15 protein-coding genes, 4 tRNA genes and 1 rRNA gene are annotated in these 19,725 nt (G+C 57.9%); all 20 read right to left on the reverse strand.

Going from position 1 to position 19,725, the window contains the following annotated elements; all coding sequences use genetic code 11:
* Positions 1 to 12 precede the first annotated feature (12 nt).
* Entirely contained in the window at positions 13 to 2,115 is a 2,103-nt protein-coding gene (fusA, locus tag DHB74_RS16020; RefSeq protein WP_036993731.1) for an elongation factor G, read from the reverse strand.
* Between the two features lie 21 nt (positions 2,116 to 2,136).
* Complete coding sequence (gene rpsG, locus DHB74_RS16025) at positions 2,137 to 2,610, reverse strand: 30S ribosomal protein S7 (RefSeq protein ID WP_036993734.1); 474 nt, start codon at positions 2,608 to 2,610, stop codon at positions 2,137 to 2,139.
* Positions 2,611 to 2,706: 96 nt separating this feature from the next.
* On the reverse strand, positions 2,707 to 3,078 hold the full coding sequence (gene rpsL / locus DHB74_RS16030; protein ID WP_036993737.1) for a 30S ribosomal protein S12: 372 nt from the start codon (positions 3,076 to 3,078) through the stop codon (positions 2,707 to 2,709).
* 146 nt (positions 3,079 to 3,224) lie between these two features.
* Entirely contained in the window at positions 3,225 to 7,424 is a 4,200-nt protein-coding gene (gene rpoC, locus DHB74_RS16035) for a DNA-directed RNA polymerase subunit beta' (RefSeq protein ID WP_036993740.1), read from the reverse strand.
* Between the two features lie 67 nt (positions 7,425 to 7,491).
* Positions 7,492 to 11,562 (reverse strand): DNA-directed RNA polymerase subunit beta, encoded by a 4,071-nt coding sequence (gene rpoB / locus DHB74_RS16040; RefSeq protein ID WP_036993742.1) that lies wholly within the window; start codon positions 11,560 to 11,562, stop codon positions 7,492 to 7,494.
* Between the two features lie 208 nt (positions 11,563 to 11,770).
* Positions 11,771 to 12,142 (reverse strand): 50S ribosomal protein L7/L12, encoded by a 372-nt coding sequence (gene rplL, locus DHB74_RS16045; protein ID WP_036993745.1) that lies wholly within the window; start codon positions 12,140 to 12,142, stop codon positions 11,771 to 11,773.
* Positions 12,143 to 12,224: 82 nt separating this feature from the next.
* Positions 12,225 to 12,725 (reverse strand): 50S ribosomal protein L10, encoded by a 501-nt coding sequence (rplJ, locus tag DHB74_RS16050; RefSeq protein ID WP_036993748.1) that lies wholly within the window; start codon positions 12,723 to 12,725, stop codon positions 12,225 to 12,227.
* A 204-nt stretch (positions 12,726 to 12,929) separates the two neighbouring features.
* Positions 12,930 to 13,625 carry a 50S ribosomal protein L1 gene (gene rplA, locus DHB74_RS16055; RefSeq protein ID WP_136870013.1) on the reverse strand — a complete coding sequence of 232 codons (696 nt, stop codon included), beginning with the start codon at positions 13,623 to 13,625 and terminating at the stop codon, positions 12,930 to 12,932.
* Positions 13,626 to 14,057 (reverse strand): 50S ribosomal protein L11, encoded by a 432-nt coding sequence (gene rplK, locus DHB74_RS16060; RefSeq protein WP_036993752.1) that lies wholly within the window; start codon positions 14,055 to 14,057, stop codon positions 13,626 to 13,628.
* 116 nt (positions 14,058 to 14,173) lie between these two features.
* A complete protein-coding gene (gene nusG, locus DHB74_RS16065) occupies positions 14,174 to 14,707 on the reverse strand; it encodes a transcription termination/antitermination protein NusG (RefSeq protein ID WP_036993755.1) in 534 nt (177 codons plus the stop codon).
* Between the two features lie 9 nt (positions 14,708 to 14,716).
* Positions 14,717 to 15,085, reverse strand: coding sequence for a preprotein translocase subunit SecE (secE, locus tag DHB74_RS16070; protein ID WP_036993757.1), 369 nt, complete (start codon positions 15,083 to 15,085; stop codon positions 14,717 to 14,719).
* Positions 15,086 to 15,122: 37 nt separating this feature from the next.
* Positions 15,123 to 15,198 (reverse strand) — tRNA-Trp (locus DHB74_RS16075).
* Positions 15,199 to 15,255: 57 nt separating this feature from the next.
* The gene (tuf, locus tag DHB74_RS16080; RefSeq protein ID WP_036993729.1) at positions 15,256 to 16,455 is read right to left on the reverse strand and encodes an elongation factor Tu; all 1,200 of its coding nucleotides are present in this window, start codon (positions 16,453 to 16,455) and stop codon (positions 15,256 to 15,258) included.
* Positions 16,456 to 16,539: 84 nt separating this feature from the next.
* Positions 16,540 to 16,615, reverse strand: a tRNA-Thr gene (locus DHB74_RS16085).
* Positions 16,616 to 16,637: 22 nt separating this feature from the next.
* Positions 16,638 to 16,711 (reverse strand) — tRNA-Gly (locus DHB74_RS16090).
* 30 nt (positions 16,712 to 16,741) lie between these two features.
* A tRNA-Tyr gene (locus DHB74_RS16095) sits at positions 16,742 to 16,826 on the reverse strand.
* A 144-nt stretch (positions 16,827 to 16,970) separates the two neighbouring features.
* A complete protein-coding gene (locus DHB74_RS16100) occupies positions 16,971 to 17,645 on the reverse strand; it encodes a hypothetical protein (protein ID WP_074781351.1) in 675 nt (224 codons plus the stop codon).
* On the reverse strand, positions 17,642 to 18,394 hold the full coding sequence (locus DHB74_RS16105) for a type III pantothenate kinase (protein ID WP_074781352.1): 753 nt from the start codon (positions 18,392 to 18,394) through the stop codon (positions 17,642 to 17,644). Before DHB74_RS16105 ends, DHB74_RS16100 begins: the two co-directional genes overlap by 4 nt.
* A complete protein-coding gene (birA, locus tag DHB74_RS16110) occupies positions 18,384 to 19,391 on the reverse strand; it encodes a bifunctional biotin--[acetyl-CoA-carboxylase] ligase/biotin operon repressor BirA (protein WP_136870015.1) in 1,008 nt (335 codons plus the stop codon). Before birA ends, DHB74_RS16105 begins: the two co-directional genes overlap by 11 nt.
* A 207-nt stretch (positions 19,392 to 19,598) precedes the next feature.
* A 5S ribosomal RNA gene (gene rrf, locus DHB74_RS16115) occupies positions 19,599 to 19,714 on the reverse strand.
* Between the last annotated feature and the right edge of the window lie 11 nt (positions 19,715 to 19,725).

Raw genomic sequence — 19,725 nt, forward strand, 5'->3', positions numbered from 1 at the left:
GCCAGGAAGCAATCAACCTTGCTTCTTGATGATAGCGTCAACGATGTTCGAGGGAGCCTCGGCGTATTTGGCGAACTCCATGGAGTAGCTAGCACGTCCCTGGGACATGGAGCGTACATCCGTGGCGTAACCAAACATCTCACCCAGCGGAACCTCAGCACGGATAACCTTCCCGGAGGGAGAGTCTTCCATACCCTGGACCAGACCACGACGACGGTTGAGGTCACCCATCACGTCACCCATGTAGTCCTCGGGGGTCACTACTTCAACTTTCATGATCGGCTCGAGCAGAACAGCACCGCCTTTCTGGGCCAATTGCTTGGTGGCCATGGAAGCGGCGATCTTGAACGCCATTTCGTTCGAGTCAACATCATGATAAGAACCATCAAAGATGGTTGCCTTGAGGCTGAGCAGCGGGTAACCGGCGAGAACACCGTTCTTCATCTGCTCATCAATGCCCTTCTGCACCGCAGGAATGTATTCCTTGGGTACGGTACCGCCCACCACTTCACTGGCGAAGATCAGACCTTCGGCGGCCTCATCAGCCGGCTCGAAGCGAATCCAGACGTGACCGAACTGGCCGCGACCACCGGACTGACGGACAAACTTGCCTTCGATCTCGCAGGTATTGCGAATCGCTTCACGGTAGGCCACCTGCGGCTTACCGATATTGGCTTCAACGTTGAATTCACGCTTCATGCGGTCAACGATGATGTCCAGGTGCAGCTCGCCCATACCACCAATGATGGTCTGGCCAGACTCTTCATCAGTACGCACGCGGAAGGACGGATCTTCCTGGGCCAGTTTACCCAGTGCAATACCCATCTTTTCCTGGTCAGCCTTGGTTTTCGGCTCAACAGCAACGTGGATTACCGGCTCAGGGAACTCCATACGCTCCAGAACGATCTGCTTTTCCAGGTCGCACAGGGTGTCACCGGTGGTCACGTCCTTCATACCGATCAGAGCGGCGATATCGCCAGCACGCACTTCCTTGATCTCTTCGCGGTTGTTGGCCTGCATCTGAACCATACGGCCCACACGCTCTTTCTTGCCTTTAACCGAGTTGATCACCGAGTCGCCAGAAGACAGCACGCCCGAGTACACGCGAACGAAGGTCAGAGTACCAACAAAGGGGTCGGTAGCGATCTTGAACGCCAGAGCAGCAAAGGGCTCGTCGTCGCTGGAGATACGCTTGTCGATCTTCTCGTCGTCGTCCGGGTGCACACCCTTGATGGCTTCAACTTCGTCCGGAGCCGGCAGGAAGTCGATAACCGCATCCAGTACCAACGGCACGCCCTTGTTCTTGAACGAGGAACCGCAGACAGCCGGAACGATTTCGCTGGCCAAGGTACGCTGACGCAGACCGGCCTTGATTTCTTCCAGGGTCAGCTCAACGCCTTCCAGGTACTTGTTCATCAACTCTTCGTTGGCTTCAGCGGCAGCTTCCACCAGCTTTTCACGGTACTCTTCAGCCAGCTCAAGCATGTCCGCAGGGATCTCCTCCTCGCGGAAGGCCATACCCATGTCGTCTTCGTTCCAGTAGAGAGCCTTCATACGCAACAGGTCTACCTGACCAATGAAGTTCTCTTCCGAACCGATCGGCAGCTGAAGCGCCACAGGCGTATGGCCAAGGCGCTTCTTGATCTGCTCGACTACGCGCAGGAAGTTAGCACCCTGACGGTCCAGCTTGTTCACGTAGACGATACGCGGCACACCGTACTTGTTGGCCTGACGCCATACGGTTTCGGACTGCGGCTCAACACCGGAGGTGCCGCAGAACACAACGACTGCACCGTCGAGCACGCGCAAGGAGCGCTCTACTTCGATGGTGAAGTCAACGTGGCCGGGGGTATCGATAACGTTGACCCGGTGCTTCTTGTACTGCTTCTGAGAACCCTGCCAGAAAGCGGTTACAGCAGCGGAGGTAATAGTGATACCACGCTCCTGCTCCTGGGCCATCCAGTCAGTGGTACTGGCGCCATCATGGGTCTCACCCATTTTATGGTTGGCGCCGGTGTAGAACAGGATCCGTTCCGTGGTTGTGGTTTTGCCCGCATCGACGTGCGCACAAATACCAATATTGCGGTATAGATTGATCGGGGTTGTACGAGCCACGATAGTCTCCTGAGTCGTTGTTTAGAAGCGATAGTGAGAGAAAGCTTTGTTCGCTTCAGCCATACGGTGCACGTCTTCACGCTTCTTGACCGCAGAGCCCTTGCCTTCAGCTGCATCAAGCAGTTCGCCAGCAAGACGCAGATCCATCGACTTCTCGCCACGCTTACGGGCAGCATCTACCAACCAGCGCATTGCCAGAGCATTGCGGCGGGAGGGACGCACTTCAACCGGAACCTGGTAGGTGGCACCACCTACACGGCGGGACTTAACCTCAACCAGCGGAGCGATGGCATCGAGCGCTTTTTCAAACAGCTCAACCGGATCGTCAGTCTTGGTGCGCTCTTTAACTTTATCCAGAGCACCGTACACGATACGCTCAGCGGTGGATTTCTTGCCGCTTTCCATTACATGGTTCATGAATTTGGCGAGAATCTGGCTGCCATACTTAGGTTCTGGCAGGATCTCACGTTTTGCCGCTACACGACGTCTTGGCATGATAAGCCCTCAAACGGTCTTCAGGTTAGCTCAGGACTGCAACATTTTCGTTACGCCTGACCTTACTCTTATCGACTCAGGTTAAATGAATTCAAATTACTTCGGACGCTTGGCGCCGTACTTGGAACGACCCTGCTTACGGTCTTTGACACCGGAGGTATCCAGCGAACCGCGAACAGTGTGGTAACGCACACCTGGCAAGTCTTTTACACGGCCGCCGCGAATCAGAACGACGCTGTGCTCTTGCAGGTTGTGGCCTTCACCACCGATATAGGAAGAAACTTCAAAGCCGTTGGTCAAGCGAACACGGCAGACCTTACGCAGAGCCGAGTTCGGCTTCTTCGGCGTGGTGGTATATACGCGAGTACATACACCACGACGCTGCGGGCAGTTCTGCAGCGCGGGCACGTCGCTTTTTTCAGCAACACGCTTGCGCGGCTTTTGAACCAGCTGGTTGATTGTTGCCATCTAGCAAAACTCCACTGATGTCCCTGGGACATATTAAATAAAACGGCAGGGCAAAACGCCCCGCCTATTTTAGGGGTACGGAATTCTATAGAGACCTCCCCCCATCGTCAAGCGCACCCGCCGTGGTCCACGACGGGTGACACTGATCAGTTGCCGCTGGAATTCAGCGCATCCGACAGGGCCTGCTCGACTTCACTGGCGCTGACTTTCGCCGGCTTGTCGGCCGTACGCTGACGCTTGCGCTCAGCGTGGTAGGCCAGACCGGTACCGGCCGGAATCAGACGACCCACCACCACGTTCTCTTTCAGGCCACGCAGGTGATCGCGCTTACCGGTAACGGCAGCCTCGGTCAGTACCCGTGTGGTTTCCTGGAAGGAAGCCGCGGAAATGAACGACTCGGTCGACAGCGACGCCTTGGTGATACCCAGCAGTACCCGCTCATACTTGGCCGGGAACTTGTCCTGACCAGCCAGCGCTTCGTTCTCTTCGAGGACCTGGGTCAGCTCGACCTGGTCGCCCTTGATGAAGCTGGAATCACCCGACTCGCTGATCTCGACCTTGCGCAGCATCTGGCGAATGGTCACCTCGATGTGCTTGTCGTTGATCTTCACACCCTGCAGGCGGTACACGTCCTGAATTTCGTTGACGATGTACTTGGCGAGCTCGCTGACACCCAGCAAACGCAGGATATCGTGCGGGTTGCTCGGGCCATCGGAGATAACCTCACCCTTGGTGACCTGTTCACCTTCGAACACGTTCAGGTGGCGCCACTTCGGAATCAACTCCTCGTACGGATCGCTGCCATCGTTCGGAGTGATGACCAGACGGCGCTTGCCCTTGGTTTCCTTGCCGAAGGAGATGGTGCCGCTGACTTCTGCCAGGATGGACGGCTCCTTCGGACGACGCGCCTCGAACAGATCGGCAACACGCGGCAGACCACCGGTGATGTCGCGAGTCTTGGACGTTTCCTGAGGAATACGTGCCAGTACGTCACCAATGGTTACCTGCACTCCATCGGACAGGTTGACCTGGGTCTTCTCGGGCAGGAAGTACTGCGCCGGCACATCGGTACCCGGCAGCATCAGCTCCTTACCGTCAGCGCCAATCAGCTTCATGGTCGGACGGATGTCCTTACCAGCGGATGGACGCTCGTGCACCGCCATTACTTCGATGTTGCTCAGACCGGTGAGTTCGTCGGTCTGACGGCGGATGGTGATACCCTCCTCCATGCCAACAAACTGTACGGTACCGGCAATCTCGGTAACGATCGGGTGAGTGTGCGGATCCCACTTGGCAACCACCTGGCCGGCCTGGACCTTATCACTCTCGTGAATGGAGATCACCGCACCGTAGGGCAGCTTGTAACGCTCACGCTCACGACCAAACTCGTCAGCCAGAGCCAGCTCACCGGAACGGGACACCGCCACCAGCGCGCCGTCATCACGGGTCACGTGTTTCAGGTTGTGCAGGCGGATGGTACCGGCGCTCTTGACCTGAATGCTGTCCTGCGCGGCGGTCCGGCTGGCAGCACCACCGATGTGGAACGTCCGCATGGTCAGCTGGGTACCCGGCTCACCAATGGACTGGGCAGCGATCACACCCACCGCCTCACCGATATTGATCTGGTGACCACGTGCCAGGTCGCGACCATAGCAGGTGGAGCACACGCCGTAGCGGGTTTCACAGGTAATGGGCGAGCGTACAATCACCTCGTCCACGCTGTTCAGCTCGAGGAACTCGACCCACTGCTCGTCGATCAGAGTGCCGCCGGCGACGATGACGTCTTCGGTACCCGGCTTGAATACGTCACGGGCGATGACCCGACCCAGCACGCGCTCACCCAGCGGCTCGACAATGTCGCCGCCTTCGATATGCGGCTTCATGACCAGACCCTGATCAGTACCGCAATCGACCTCGGTGATTACCAGATCCTGCGCCACGTCGACCAGGCGACGGGTCAGGTAACCGGAGTTGGCGGTCTTCAGTGCCGTATCCGCCAGACCCTTACGGGCACCGTGGGTGGAGATGAAGTACTGGAGTACGTTCAGACCTTCACGGAAGTTGGCAATGATCGGCGTTTCGATGATCGAGCCATCCGGCTTGGCCATCAGACCCCGCATACCTGCCAACTGACGAATCTGTGCGGCGGAACCCCGGGCACCGGAGTCGGCCATCATGTACATCGAGTTGAAGGACTCTTGCTCGACTTCCTTGCCTTCACGATCCAGCACGCGGGTGGACTTGAGGTTGTCCATCATCGCCTTGGAAATCTCGTCGTTGGCCTTGGACCACAAGTCGATGACCTTGTTGTACTTCTCCCCGGCGGTAACCAGACCGGAAGCGTACTGGTCTTCGATTTCCTTCACCTCGGCGGTGGCATCTTCGATGATCCGCGCCTTCTCTTCGGGAATGACGAAGTCGTTCACGCCGATGGAGGCACCGGAGATGGTCGAATAGGCAAAGCCGGTGTACATCAGCTGGTCAGCGAAGATCACGGTCTCCTTGAGGCCCACGATCCGGTAGCTGGTGTTGATCAGCTTGGAAATCGCCTTCTTCTTCAGCGGCTGGTCGACCAGCGAGAAGGGCAGCCCCTTGGGCAGGATCTGGAACAGCAACGCGCGACCGACAGTGGTGTCGATGATGCGGGTTTCCGTGGTCCAGCTCTCGTCCTTGTGCTTGACGGTCTCTTCGAGACGCACCTTGACCATCGAGTGCAGGTCAACGTGGCCGCTACGGTAGGCCATCTCGACTTCGGCGATGCTGGTGAAACGCATGCCTTCGCCACGCGCATTGATGCGCGACCGGGTCATGTAGTACAGACCCAGTACCACGTCCTGGGACGGCACGATGATCGGCTCGCCACTGGCTGGCGACAGGATGTTGTTGGTCGACATCATCAGCGCGCGCGCTTCCAGCTGGGCTTCCAGCGTCAGCGGCACGTGAACGGCCATCTGGTCACCGTCGAAGTCGGCGTTATAGGCCGCACACACCAGCGGGTGCAGTTGAATGGCCTTGCCTTCGATCAGTACCGGCTCGAACGCCTGGATACCCAGACGGTGCAGTGTTGGTGCACGGTTGAGCAGCACGGGGTGTTCGCGGATAACCTCGGCGAGGATATCCCACACTTCCGGCAGCTCGCGCTCAACCATCTTCTTGGCCGCCTTGATGGTGGTGGCCAGGCCGCGATGTTCCAGCTTGCCGAAGATGAACGGCTTGAACAGTTCCAGCGCCATCTTCTTGGGCAGACCGCACTGGTGCAGACGCAGGGTCGGACCTACCACGATCACCGAACGACCGGAGTAGTCAACGCGCTTACCGAGCAGGTTCTGACGGAAACGGCCCTGCTTACCCTTGATCATGTCGGCCAGGGACTTCAGCGGGCGCTTGTTGGTGCCGGTGATGGCACGGCCGCGACGACCGTTGTCCAGCAGCGCATCAACCGATTCCTGCAGCATGCGCTTTTCGTTGCGCACGATGATATCCGGCGCGGACAAGTCCAGCAGACGCTTCAGGCGGTTGTTACGGTTGATCACCCGACGGTACAGGTCGTTCAGGTCGGAAGTCGCGAAACGACCGCCATCCAGCGGTACCAGCGGACGCAGGTCCGGCGGCAGTACCGGCAGTACGGTCATGACCATCCACTCCGGCTTGTTGCCGGAACCCTGGAAGGCTTCCATCAGCTTCAGCCGCTTGGACAGCTTCTTGATCTTGGTTTCCGAGGTGGTCTGCGGAATTTCCTCACGCAGCCGGCTGATCTCGTGCTCCAGATCCATGGCGGTCAGCAGCTCGAATACCGCTTCGGCACCCATGCGCGCATCGAACTCGTCACCGAATTCTTCCAGCGCTTCGAAGTACTGTTCGTCGTTCAGCAGCTGGCCTTTCTCCAGCGTAGTCAGACCGGGCTCGATCACGACATAGCTTTCGAAATACAGTACCCGCTCGATGTCGCGCAGGGTCATGTCCAGCAGCAGACCGATACGGGACGGCAGGGATTTCAGGAACCAGATGTGGGCAACCGGCGATGCCAGTTCGATATGTCCCATGCGCTCGCGACGCACCTTGGCCAGTGCGACTTCAACGCCACACTTTTCACAGATGACGCCACGGTGCTTGAGGCGCTTGTACTTGCCGCACAGGCACTCGTAGTCCTTCACCGGGCCAAAGATCTTGGCGCAGAACAGGCCGTCACGCTCCGGCTTGAAGGTACGGTAGTTAATGGTTTCCGGCTTTTTCACTTCGCCGTAGGACCAGGACCGGATCATCTCCGGCGATGCCAAGCCGATTCGAATGGAATCGAACTCTTCAACTTGTCCCTGGGACTTGAGCAGGTTCAATAAGTCTTTCAAGGCCTATACTCCTCGCAGTGTCTCAAGGGCGGCGGGTCACGCCGCCCGAGACGTGGGCACTCGGTGGTTATTCGGATTCCAGGTCGATATCGATGGCCAGAGAACGAATCTCCTTGACCAGCACGTTGAAGGACTCGGGCATGCCGGCCTCCATGCGATGGTCACCGTCCACGATGTTCTTGTACATCTTGGTCCGGCCATTGACGTCATCCGATTTGACGGTGAGCATTTCCTGCAGGGTGTAGGCGGCACCATAGGCTTCCAGAGCCCAGACCTCCATCTCCCCGAAACGCTGACCGCCGAACTGAGCCTTACCACCCAGCGGCTGCTGTGTTACCAGGCTGTACGAACCGGTCGAACGGGCGTGCATCTTGTCATCGACCAAGTGGTTCAACTTGAGCATGTACATGTAGCCAACGGTAACCGGGCGATCGAAGGTGTTGCCGGTACGGCCGTCGTACAACTTCATCTGACCACTGTCCGGCAGATCTGCCAGGCGCAGCATGTGCTTGATTTCGTGCTCTTCAGCACCATCAAATACCGCAGTTGCCATCGGCACACCGGCGCGCAGGTTGTTGGCCAGATCCAGGACTTCCTGATCGCTGAGTGCGTCCAGATTCTCCTGACGACCACCTACCTTGTTGTACACCTCATCGAGGAACTCGCGCAGTTCGGCGATCTTGCGCTGCTCTTCGAGCATGCGGTTGATCTTCTCGCCCAGGCCCTTGGCCGCGAGGCCCAGGTGGGTTTCGAGAATCTGCCCGACGTTCATCCGCGAAGGTACACCCAGCGGGTTGAGGACGATGTCCACCGGCGTGCCGTTCTCGTCATGGGGCATATCTTCGATCGGCATGATGACCGAGATGACACCCTTGTTACCGTGACGACCAGCCATCTTGTCACCCGGCTGGATGCGACGCTTGATCGCCAGGTAGACCTTGACGATCTTGAGTACGCCCGGCGCCAGGTCATCGCCCTGCTGCAGCTTGCGCTTCTTGTCTTCGAACTTCTCGTCGAGCAGCTTGCGGCGGTCGATCAGGTAGGCCTGAGCCAGCTCCAGCTGTTCGTTGAGATGGTCTTCGCTCATGCGCAGCTTGAACCACTGGCCGCGCTCGATACCGGCAAGAATCTCGGCAGTCAGCTCGGTGCCTTTCTTGACACCGGCACCGCCTTCGGCAGTGTGGCCGATCAGCGCAGCGCTGAGGCGCTCGAAAGTCGCCGTTTCGACGATGCGGAACTCTTCCTGCAGATCCTTGCGGATCTCGTCCAGCTGCTCCTTCTCGATGGCCAGGGCGCGAGAGTCGCGCTCAACGCCATCACGGGTGAACACCTGAACGTCGATGACCGTACCCTTGGTACCGGTCGGTACACGCAGGGAGGTGTCCTTGACGTCGGAAGCCTTCTCACCAAAGATCGCACGCAGCAGCTTCTCTTCCGGCGTCAGCTGGGTTTCGCCCTTGGGCGTGACCTTGCCGACCAGAATGTCGCCGGTGCCAACTTCGGCGCCCACGTAAACGATACCGGCCTCGTCCAGCTTGCCCAGCGCCGCTTCGCCAACGTTGGGAATATCGGAAGTGATTTCTTCCGGCCCCAACTTGGTGTCACGGGAAACGCAGGTCAGTTCCTGGATGTGGATAGTAGTAAAGCGATCTTCCTGGACCACCCGCTCGGACACCAGAATGGAGTCCTCGAAGTTGTAGCCATTCCAGGGCATGAACGCCACACGCATGTTCTGACCCAGGGCCAGTTCACCCATGTCGACGGAAGAACCATCAGCCAGGATGTCCTTGACCGCCACCAGATCGCCTTTCTTCACCAGCGGACGCTGGTTGATGCAGGTGTTCTGGTTGGAACGGGTGTACTTGGTCAGGGTGTAGATATCCACACCGGCTTCGCCCGCTTCCACTTCGTCGTCGTTGGCACGGATAACGATACGGCTGGCATCAACCGAGTCGACTACACCACCACGGCGAGCGGTCACGCAGACACCGGAGTCCACAGCCACGTTGCGCTCCATACCGGTACCGACCAGCGGCTTCTCGGCACGCAAGGTCGGAACGGCCTGACGCTGCATGTTGGAACCCATGAGGGCGCGGTTGGCATCATCGTGCTCGAGGAACGGAATCAGCGAGGCGGCAACCGACACGACCTGACGCGGCGATACGTCCATCAGGGTGACTTCTTCCGGCGCCTTGACGCTGAATTCGTTCATGTGACGAACGGCAACCAGTTCTTCGACCAGACGGCCGTCACGCACCTCGGCACTGGCCTGGGCGATAACATGATCGGACTCTTCGATGGCCGACAGGAACACGATCTCGTCGGTCACCACGGCATCCTTGACGCGGCGATACGGGCTTTCCAGGAAGCCGTATTCGTTGGTCCGGGCATAGGTGGCCAGCGAGTTGATCAGGCCGATGTTCGGACCTTCCGGAGTTTCGATCGGACATACGCGACCATAGTGGGTCGGGTGTACGTCGCGCACTTCGAAGCCGGCACGTTCACGGGTCAAACCACCCGGCCCAAGCGCGGAAACACGACGCTTGTGGGTAATCTCGGACAGCGGGTTGTTCTGGTCCATGAACTGGGACAGCTGGCTGGAACCGAAGAATTCCTTCACTGCCGCCGCAACCGGCTTGGCATTGATCAGATCCTGCGGCATCAGGCCTTCGCTTTCGGCCATGGACAGACGTTCTTTCACCGCCCGTTCGACCCGGACCAGACCTACACGGAACTGGTTTTCGGCCATTTCACCAACGGAGCGGATGCGACGGTTACCCAGGTGATCGATATCATCGACCACGCCCTTGCCGTTACGGATATCGACCAGGGTCTTGAGCACCTCGATAATGTCTTCCTTGCTCAGCACGCCAGGTCCTTCGATCTCTTCACGACCGATGCGGCGGTTGAACTTCATGCGGCCGACGGCAGACAGGTCGTAACGGTCGCTGCTGAAGAACAGATTGCTGAACAGGGTCTCGGCGGCATCCTTGGTCGGCGGCTCACCGGGGCGCATCATGCGATAGATTTCCACCAGCGCTTCGAGCTGGCTGGTGGTGTTATCGATGCGCAGGGTATCGGAGATGAACGGGCCACAGTCGATATCGTTGGTGTACAGCGTCTCGATGCGATCAACCTGGGCTTTCACCAACTTGTCGATCAGATCCGCTGTCACTTCGACGTTGCACTCGACCAGAATCTCACCGGTAGCCGGGTGCACCACAGCCTTGGCAATGGTACGGCCGATCAGGTAGTCGTAGGGCACTTCCAGACTGGTGATACCGGCTTTTTCCAGCTGATTGATATGGCGCGCGGTAATCCGGCGACCCTTCTCGACAATGACCTTGCCCTTGCCATCAGTGATGTCAAAGGTAGCGATCTCACCACGCAGGCGCTGCGGCACCAGCTCCAGCTGCAGGCTTTCACCTTGCACCTCGAACTTGTTGGTGTCATAGAAGATGTCGAGAATTTCAGAGGTCTGGTAGCCCAGCGCGCGCAGCAGCACGGACGCCGGCAGCTTGCGGCGACGGTCGATACGGACGAACACGGCGTCCTTGGGATCGAACTCGAAGTCCAGCCAGGACCCGCGGTAAGGAATCACACGGGCGGAATACAGCAACTTGCCGGAGCTGTGGGTCTTGCCACGGTCGTGGTCGAAGAACACCCCGGGGCTGCGGTGCAACTGGGATACGATCACACGCTCGGTACCATTGATCACGAAGGTACCGTTTTCAGTCATCAGGGGTATTTCACCCATATAGACTTCCTGCTCCTTGATATCCTTGATCGCCTTGCTGGCAGACTCGCGATCAAAGATGATCAGGCGCACTTTCACCCGCAGCGGAACCGCAAAGGTCACACCGCGCAGCACGCACTCCTTGACATCGAAAGCCGGCTCACCTAACCGGTAACCGACATATTCGAGCGCCGCATTACCGGAATAGCTGATAATGGGGAAGACAGATTTGAAGGCCGCGTGCAGACCGATATCACGAACGTTGTCCTTGTCGTTGCCGGCCTGCAGGAATTCCCGATAGGAATCCAGCTGGATCGCCAGCAGATAAGGTACATCCATCACATGCGGCAGTTTGCCAAAGTCCTTGCGGATACGTTTTTTCTCAGTATATGAGTAAGCCATCAGCGTTCCCCAGCTTGGTCACCTGCTTGATTGGCTCCCCCTGACGGGAAAGCCTGAAAATGCTTGCAAGACCTCGTCTTGCTCACTCGCTTCGGAGTGGATCCGACCGGCCCGAGATCAGGCCGGAACGGAAAAAGGCCGGTGGCACACAGGCCACCAGCCATCAATCTGACCGTCGATCAGATTGTCGACGCAAGGTCGCGCAAGCTTACTTGAGCTCGACCGCTGCACCAGCCTCTTCCAGCGACTTCTTCGCGGCTTCGGCTTCGTCCTTGGAAACGCCTTCCTTGATGGTAGCCGGAGCGCCATCAACCATGGCCTTGGCTTCTTTCAGGCCCAGACCGGTCAGCTCGCGAACAGCCTTGATCACGTTAACTTTCTTCTCGCCAGCGGCGGTCAGGATAACGTTGAACTCGGTCTGCTCTTCAGCGGCAGCAGCGCCACCAGCAGCCGGGCCAGCTGCAACAGCGGCAGCGGCGGAAACGCCGAACTTCTCTTCCATTGCGCTGATCAGTTCAACGACCTGCATAACGGACATTTCGGATACGGCATTGATGATATCTTCGTTGGTCAGAGCCATGACTCTATATTCCTGTATTGGGGGACAACCCTTGGGGTCGTCAAAACATTAAAAGCAAACGAACAAAGCGCTAGCTGACCAATCAGGCCGCCTCGGCTTCCTTCTGATCGCGGACAGCGGCCAAAGTACGAACGAACTTGCTGGTAGCGCCTTGGATCACGCTCATCAGCTGGCTGATTGCCTCGTCGTAAGTCGGCAGTGTGGCCAGTTTGTCGATCTGATCGGCTGAAAGGTAGTTGCCTTCAAACGCAGCTGCCTTGATCTGGAACTTGTCCTGACCCTTGGCGAACTCCTTGAACAGACGAGCAGCAGCGCCCGGGTGTTCGTTGGAGAACGCAATCAGGGTCGGACCGACAAAGACGTCGTTGAGGCAGTCGTACTCGGTGCCTTCAACAGCACGACGCAGCAGGGTGTTACGTACAACACGTACGTAAACGCCGGCTTCGCGTGCGTCTTTGCGCAGACCAGTCATGGCAGATACGCTTACACCGCGGGCATCAGCCACAACGGCAGACAGCGCACCTTTGGCAGCTTCGTTGACTTCAGCGACGATGGCCTTTTTGTCTTCGAGCTTAATTGCCACGGGTTCTACTCCTGGATTTACCATTGATCGCCGTGAGGCGACATGTTTTGGTGTCTGATCCAGCCTGCACTGAATCGTGAGCACCATCTGCGTAGGCCTGGGAATTTCTCCCCGATTTGAGGCTTGCGCCACCTACGGTCTTGGACAGCCCCCAACCGGCAGGGACCCCAATAGTTGACGCGCCGCGAACGGCGCGCCGATGAATCAGATATTCAGCGCAGAGTGGTCAATGTACAGACCCGGACCCATGGTGGTGCTCAGGGACACGCGCTGCAGATAGATACCCTTGGACGTGGACGGCTTGGCCTTCTTCAGATCGGCCAGCAGCGCTTCAACGTTTTCCTTCAGCTTGACCGGCTCGAAGCCAACCTTGCCTACGGAGCAATGAATGATGCCGTTCTTGTCGGTGCGGTAGCGAACCTGACCAGCTTTGGCATTCTTCACTGCAGTGCCGACATCAGCAGATACAGTACCGACCTTCGGGTTCGGCATCAGGCCGCGCGGCCCGAGCAGCTGACCCAGCTGACCAACGACACGCATGGCGTCCGGAGAAGCGATGACGACGTCATAGTCCAGATTACCGGCCTTCATTTCGGCAGCCAGATCGTCCATGCCGACCTTGTCAGCGCCGGCAGCCAGTGCGGCTTCAGCGTTGGCACCCTGGGTGAACACGGCTACGCGAACGGTCTTGCCAGTGCCGTGGGGCAGCAGTGTAGCGCCACGTACGACCTGGTCGGATTTGCGCGGATCAACGCCGAGGTTCACGGCAACATCAACGGACTCGACGAACTTGACGTTGGATACTTCGGCCAGCAGTGCGGCCGCTTCTTCGAAGCTGTAAACCTTGGTGCTATCAACTTTCTCGCTGATTGCCTTTTGGCGCTTGGTGAGCTTGGCCATTTACACACCCTCCACGGTCAGACCCATGCTACGGGCAGAACCCGCGATGGTGCGCACAGCAGCGTCCAGGTCAGCAGCGGTCAGATCAGCCTGCTTGGTCTTGGCGATCTCTTCGAGCTGGGCGCGAGTAACGGTACCTACCTTCTGGCTGTTGGGACGAGCGGAACCGCCCTTGACACCAGCAGCCTTCATCAGCAGTACGGCAGCAGGAGTACTTTTGGTTTCAAAAGTAAAGCTGCGGTCGCTGTATACGGTGATGATCACGGGAGTCGGCAGACCTGGCTCAACGCCCTGGGTCTTGGCGTTGAACGCCTTGCAGAATTCCATGATGTTTACGCCGTGCTGGCCCAGGGCCGGACCTACCGGCGGACTTGGGTTAGCCTGACCGGCCTTGACTTGCAGCTTGATATAAGCCTGAATCTTCTTTGCCATTTGTCTTCTCCAATGGGTAATAGCGCCTCGCGGCTCCCCGACTTAACATAGTGCCCACTGACAACAAAACCCCGCATTGCCTTCAGGCATTGCAGGGTTCAGGCGGGCAGTTGAACTCAGCCTTTTTCGACCTGGCTGAATTCGAGCTCCACTGGCGTGGGGCGACCAAAGATGAGAACAGCCACCTGAACACGGCTTTTCTCATAATTAACTTCTTCAACGACTCCATTGAAGTCGGCGAAGGGACCATCGGTGACGCGAACAACCTCACCCGGCTCGAACAGAGTCTTGGGCTTCGGCTTGTCGCTGCCGTCAGCGACGCGGCGCAGGATGGCTTCAGCTTCACGATCAGTGATCGGCGCGGGCTTGTCCGCAGTACCACCGATGAAGCCCAGCACGCGAGAGGTATCCTTGACCAGGTGCCAAGTTCCTTCGTTCATTTCCATCTGAACCAGAACATAGCCCGGAAAGAATTTGCGCTCACTCTTGCGCTTCTGGCCGTTGCGCATTTCCACCACTTCTTCGGTGGGCACAAGGATCTCACCAAACTGGTCTTCCATTCCGGCCAGCTTGACCCGCTCCTGGAGAGAACGCATCACGTGCTTCTCGAATCCGGAGTAGGCATGTATGACGTACCAACGCTTAGACACGGAGCACCTTTAGCCAATGAACTTAGAAATAATCCAACCCAGCAGGGTATCGAGCCCCCACAGGATCAGGGCCATGACCAGAACAACCGCCAGGACGATCAGCGTTGTCTGAGTGGTTTCCGTACGAGTTGGCCAGACGACCTTCCGGATCTCGATGCGTGCTTCTTTGAGCAGCGCCCAGAAGGCCTTGCCTTTTTCGGTCTGCAGGGCAACAAAGCCCGCCACCAGGCCGAGCGCAACCAGCGCTACGGCACGATACAAAACAGATTCGGCTGCGAAGTAATGATTACCGTAAACGCCGACAAAAACGAGGATAGCCACGACAATCCACTTGAGGACATCTAAGCGGCTATCGTGAGTTTCTGCCTTGGTGCTCATCAATCGTAAAATCCTGTTTTGTGTTTGCCAGATAATCTGGCAGGCCAGGAGGGAATCGAACCCCCAACCTGCGGTTTTGGAGACCGCCGCTCTGCCAATTGAGCTACTGGCCTGTAATCGCAGTTGAGCCGGTAATGATACCGGCCCAACACTTCAAGATCAATTACTAATTAAGCAATGATCTTGGCAACCACGCCGGCACCAACGGTACGACCACCTTCGCGAATCGCGAAGCGCAGGCCGTCTTCCATGGCGATCGGAGCGATCAGGGTAACAACCAGCTTCACGTTGTCGCCCGGCATAACCATTTCCACGCCTTCCGGCAGTTCGCAGGAACCAGTCACGTCAGTTGTACGGAAGTAGAACTGCGGACGGTAGCCCTTGAAGAACGGAGTGTGACGGCCGCCTTCATCCTTGCCCAGCACGTACACTTCAGCTTCGAACTGAGTGTGCGGCTTGATGGTGCCCGGCTTGGCCAGAACCTGACCACGCTCAACGTCTTCACGCTTGGTACCACGCAGCAGAACACCAACGTTCTCACCAGCACGACCTTCGTCGAGCAGCTTGCGGAACATCTCAACACCAGTACAAGTGGTCTTGACGGTGTCTTTGATACCAACGATCTCGACTTCTTCCTGAACGCGAACGATACCGCGCTCAACACGACCAGTCACAACAGTACCGCGACCGGAAATGGAGAATACGTCTTCGATCGGCATCAGGAACGGCTTGTCGATAGCACGCTCAGGCTCGGGAATGTAGCTGTCCAGAGTCTCGACCAGAGTCTTGACGGCGGTAGTACCCATGCCGTTGTCGTCCTGACCGTTCAGTGCCATCAGCGCGGAACCGATGATGATCGGAGTGTCGTCGCCAGGGAAGTCGTAGGTGCTCAGCAGATCACGCACTTCCATCTCGACCAGTTCCAGCAGCTCTTCATCATCAACCATGTCAGCCTTGTTCAGGAACACGACGATGTAAGGAACGCCAACCTGGCGGGACAGCAGGATGTGCTCGCGAGTCTGCGGCATGGGGCCGTCAGCAGCGGAGCAAACCAGGATAGCGCCATCCATCTGGGCAGCACCGGTGATCATGTTCTTCACATAGTCAGCGTGACCGGGGCAGTCAACGTGCGCGTAGTGACGGATCGGGGAATCATACTCAACGTGGGACGTGTTGATGGTGATACCACGAGCCTTTTCTTCCGGCGCGTTGTCGATCTGATCGTAGCCCTTGGAGGTGCCACCGCTGCCGAATACTTCGGCGCAAACGCGGGTCAGAGCAGCGGTCAGAGTGGTTTTGCCATGGTCAACGTGACCGATGGTTCCCACGTTCAGGTGCGGTTTGCTGCGTTCGAACTTCTCTTTAGCCATCGAGAGATCCCCTCTGCTGAGTGCAATGCGCGAGTCACGCGACCATTAAATAAAAGGCAGATATTTGCATATCTGCCTTGATATTGGAGCTCATGAGCGGATTTGAACCGCTGACCTCACCCTTACCAAGGGTGTGCTCTACCAACTGAGCTACATGAGCTTACACCGTCGCATTACCGGACTGGAGCGGGTAGCGGGAATCGAACCCGCACCATCAGCTTGGAAGGCTGAGGTTCTACCGTTGAACTATACCCGCCAAGAGCATCTTGCCCGGCAATACTAAATCTGGTGGAGGGGGAAGGATTCGAACCTTCGAAGGCTAAGCCGTCAGATTTACAGTCTGATCCCTTTGACCGCTCGGGAACCCCTCCGTAAAAGAGGCGCCATTTTCTTCACTTGGCGCCACCCTGTCAACACTTTTCTTAGAAAAAACCGCGACTTGTGTTGTTTCAGGGCATTGCTCCATCGCATCCCCTCCGGTTTTCCCGGGGCGCTGCATTGGAGCGGGCGCCATTCTATGGGATACGCCCCGTGTTGGCAACGCCTGCGCATGGCTGATATTGATGTTGCAGTCCGGGAAAGTCCGCTCGCAGCCGGGTCAGCATTGCCTGATCCACCAGACGCCTGGCCTTGCTGCCTACTTCGACCACATACTGCTGCTCTTTTTTATTGAGCGCGTGCAGGCGTACGTCATGGCCTAAATGCTGCAACTGCTCCTGCCTTACCTGGGCGTAATCCTCCCGGGCGAAAACACCCAGCGACAAGCTACCAGCCATCTCCCCCCGCGTAATCAGGAAGCTATCAATACCTTGCTCCTGCAGCGCTGACAGCTGGATGACTGCATGCCGCTCGCCACCCACTACTGGCATCACCAGCCAATAATCCACTCCCATGACCACGTCCCTGGTCTGCAACCTGGATTCAATATCCAGCGCCAACAGCCGCTGGCGCAGCTGCTCGGCCTCAGCCAGCCCAGGAAACCTGCCCAGCGCCACACAAAGAGCGGCCGTACCAGGATCAGGTCGGGGTGGCTCCGACTCAGCTACAGCGGGGGGAGGCTCTGGGGCAGCCATTGGCACTGAGGGGACGGCAGGCTCGTCTGGCGCGCCCACCATCAGCTTATTATCCTGCAGCTGCCACAGCGCATAGAGAATATTGAGAAGCGCCAATGACAGAAAAAGATATTTCACGGACTGAACTCCATGGGGCACGCCAGGGCCAGCCCGCGGAACACCAGATCACCGATCACCTGGCACCCTTCCGGCAATACCTCCTTCATGCCGGCAGCATCGCCCCCAGTCAGAATCACTGCTGGATCGTCGCCCAGCAGTTGCTGCGCGATACGTAGTTGCTCACGCACAAAGCCGGATAACATCAATTCACAACCGAACTCCACAGCCTCAGCCGTGCTGGTCCCCGGCCGCGGCTCGCGCAAGTCACCATGTGCTCCCCGGTCATAGCGGATCAGGCGGGTGTGATTGAGAAGACTGCTGCGCAGCAGCTTGCTTCCTGGTGCGATGTAGCCACCGAGGTGACGACCCTGCGCATCGACGAAGTCGGTGGTCACAGCGGTCCCAAGATCAATTACCACACAGGCACGCCGGCACAGTTGATATCCTGCCACCAACGCCAGCCACCGATCCATGCCCAGACGCGCTGCATCAATATAGCCATTGCTTACGCCGGCCAGCTGGAGCCCGGGACGGGCGAGCATGGGGTGACGCTTGAGCCAGCTCGTCAGCTGATCCACAATGACCTGCGTCTCTTCTGCCGAGCGCACACTAACCAACCGGCAACCGTGAATCTCGCGCTCCTGTCCGCCAAGCAGACGCTGAAGCTCGACCAGGTCGGGCGCCATATCACCATCTCTGACACGCCCTTCACGATCGAGCAAACGCCACTTGATCAGCGTATTGCCGCAGTCCAGCTCAAGAATCATGACTCAGCCTCAAACTTACTTCACCGCCATTGAGCAATACCTGGCCCTCGGCTACATCAAGTCGCAGCGCCCCCCGCTGATCGACGCCCCGCTCGACCCCCTCGGTGATGACGGCACCAGTACGGACAACAACCGGCTGGCCATACCAGGCATCATGTCGCTGCCACTCCTCGACGAAAGGCGCAAAACCCGCCTCACGAAATACCGCCACCGCCTCGAACAGTCGCCGGATGAATTCGGCGATCAGCAGATTGCGGTTCAGCGTACCGTCCTGACGGGACAACAGCAGCGAGGTCCAGGCCTGGTCGATTGCCGCAGCAGCATCATTCATCAATACATTGATACCCACACCGATGACCGCTACGCAGTCAGAGGTCAGGTCGCCAGCAAGCTCGATGAGAATGCCCGCCAGCTTGCGCCCACCCAACAGCACATCGTTGGGCCATTTCAAGGCGCAATTGCGAAAACCACAACTTTCGAGCGTCTCCACCAGCACGAGACCAACCAGCAGACTAAGTCCCTCCAGCTTCTGCGCCCCACCGGAGAACGGCAACGCCAGTGACAGGTAGATATTCTGACCATAAGGGCTGACCCACTCTCTACCCCGGCGCCCCTTACCCGCCAGCTGCTGTTCGGCAACACAGGCGAGCGCTCGAGGTTCTTTCATGGAGAGTTGTTTGAGCAACTGGGCATTGGTCGAGTCAACAGTGTCCAGTAACTGCCATTCAATCCGCTCCGCCATATCAGCAGGCAGCGCCGCGGCAATCTCCGCAAGGTCCAGCAGGACGGCTCCGCGTGGAATGCGATAGCCCTTGCCGCGTATGCGCTGAATAGGGAACCCTTGATCTTCCAGCCGCTTCAGCGACTTCCAGACCGCCGCCCGGCTGACGCCAAGAGTCCTGCCCAGCTCTTCGCCGGAATGAAATTGCCCATCGGACATCATCTTGAATAACGCAGCTAGCATGGAAGTGTCGATCGTTGGAAATGAACTGCGCATGATAACGCGCTGTCATGGCTTTATGAACGAGAATGTAACAATGCTGTTCAGGTTATAGATAACTCGCAACTTGCTGCAGGAGCGGCCTTGGGCGCGGAGCTTGTCGGCCAGCCCATCGCGTCCAGCGCGAGCCCCAGCAGGTCCTGGGCCTTTTGCGCAAAGAGAAACGCCCCGACCTGTTTCCAGATCGGGGCGTTTCGGTATAGCGCTTGACGATGACCTACTCTCACATGGGGAGTCCCCACACTACCATCGGCGATGCATCGTTTCACTGCTGAGTTCGGAATGGGATCAGGTGGTTCCAATGCTCTATGGTCGTCAAGCAATTCGGTTG

The organism is Pseudomonas sp. G11-1, assembly GCF_024031555.1.
Taxonomy (GTDB): Bacteria; Pseudomonadota; Gammaproteobacteria; order Pseudomonadales; family Pseudomonadaceae; genus Halopseudomonas; species Halopseudomonas bauzanensis.

Bases quoted from the DNA above. Each gene is read 5' to 3' on its own strand.
- rpsG (WP_036993734.1), bottom strand. From the start codon at position 2,610: ATGCCAAGACGTCGTGTAGCGGCAAAACGTGAGATCCTGCCAGAACCT.
- rpsL (WP_036993737.1), bottom strand. From the start codon at position 3,078: ATGGCAACAATCAACCAGCTGGTTCAAAAGCCGCGCAAGCGTGTTGCT.
- rpoB (WP_036993742.1), bottom strand. From the start codon at position 11,562: ATGGCTTACTCATATACTGAGAAAAAACGTATCCGCAAGGACTTTGGC.
- rplL (WP_036993745.1), bottom strand. From the start codon at position 12,142: ATGGCTCTGACCAACGAAGATATCATCAATGCCGTATCCGAAATGTCC.
- rplA (WP_136870013.1), bottom strand. From the start codon at position 13,625: ATGGCCAAGCTCACCAAGCGCCAAAAGGCAATCAGCGAGAAAGTTGAT.
- rplK (WP_036993752.1), bottom strand. From the start codon at position 14,057: ATGGCAAAGAAGATTCAGGCTTATATCAAGCTGCAAGTCAAGGCCGGT.
- secE (WP_036993757.1), bottom strand. From the start codon at position 15,085: ATGAGCACCAAGGCAGAAACTCACGATAGCCGCTTAGATGTCCTCAAG.
- tuf (WP_036993729.1), bottom strand. From the start codon at position 16,455: ATGGCTAAAGAGAAGTTCGAACGCAGCAAACCGCACCTGAACGTGGGA.
- DHB74_RS16105 (WP_074781352.1), bottom strand. From the start codon at position 18,394: ATGATTCTTGAGCTGGACTGCGGCAATACGCTGATCAAGTGGCGTTTG.
- birA (WP_136870015.1), bottom strand. From the start codon at position 19,391: ATGCGCAGTTCATTTCCAACGATCGACACTTCCATGCTAGCTGCGTTA.